The organism is Halobacillus sp. B29 (assembly GCF_052246755.1).
Classification (GTDB): Bacteria; Bacillota; Bacilli; order Bacillales; family Halobacillaceae; genus Halobacillus; species Halobacillus halophilus.
This window is the reverse complement of record NZ_JBQQCM010000032.1, coordinates 1-788: the sequence shown is the minus strand read 5'-3', so window position 1 is coordinate 788 and position 788 is coordinate 1. Positions and strand designations below refer to the sequence as shown.

Annotated in this window: 1 protein-coding gene; it reads right to left on the bottom strand. The window is 46.4% G+C overall.

The genetic code is table 11. The features are described 5' to 3' along the window. Window positions 1–592 (bottom strand): IS110 family transposase (locus tag ACTWP7_RS20365; protein WP_443124726.1); only part of this gene is annotated, 592 nt, incomplete at its 3' end. Window positions 593–788 lie beyond the last annotated feature (196 nt).

Sequence of the window (788 nt, the reverse complement as noted above, 5' to 3'; positions counted from 1 at the left end):
TCTTCTTACGGAGGTTTCCTTTTGAATGTTGAGCCAGTACTTTCGCATTGGTATTTCCACTAATTAGATCGCGAAGGATCAGCCGTCCCGAAACTCCTAACACATCGGTAGCTACAGCACCCAATTTAATATTGGCCCCTTCCAATACTTTTTGGATTCGGTTGGCTTCTCTGGATCTCTCATCAATTAGACTGCGACGGTATCTCACGAGCTCTCGTAATTCCCGCTGTTCTCGATTTGGGATAAAGCTCGGCTTGAGTAACCCATGTTTCAATAGCTCGGCGATCCATTCTGCATCCTTAACGTCGGTTTTTCTTCCTGGAACTTGTTTAATATGTTGGGCATTCACGACATAAACCGATAAATTGGCTTCGAGTTCTAACAGATTATAAATGGGCTTCCAGTAGACACCTGTACTTTCCATCGCCACATGGGTACAGCTATTCTTTCGGATCCAATCAGACAGCGCAAGCAAGTCATCCGTCATGGTGCCGAAGGTACGAAGTTCCTTCTGATCAGAAAGCAAAAGACACGCAGTGATACTCTTCTTGTGCACATCCATCCCACATACACGATCACTTATTACGTGCATAAGGGCCCGCCTCCTTTTGGAAAGGTGCAGCCAGCTACCCCTTTCGGAAACGTTACGTGTAATCTACCCTACGTGCTTCTCCGAGGAGAGCGACAATCCATGGTACACTTGCTTCCGAAGATCCGTCTCTGTTACGAGTTCTAAGACATCACGCCTTCTCGACCTTTGGTAGAAGTCGCTGACTGTACTCTTCTAA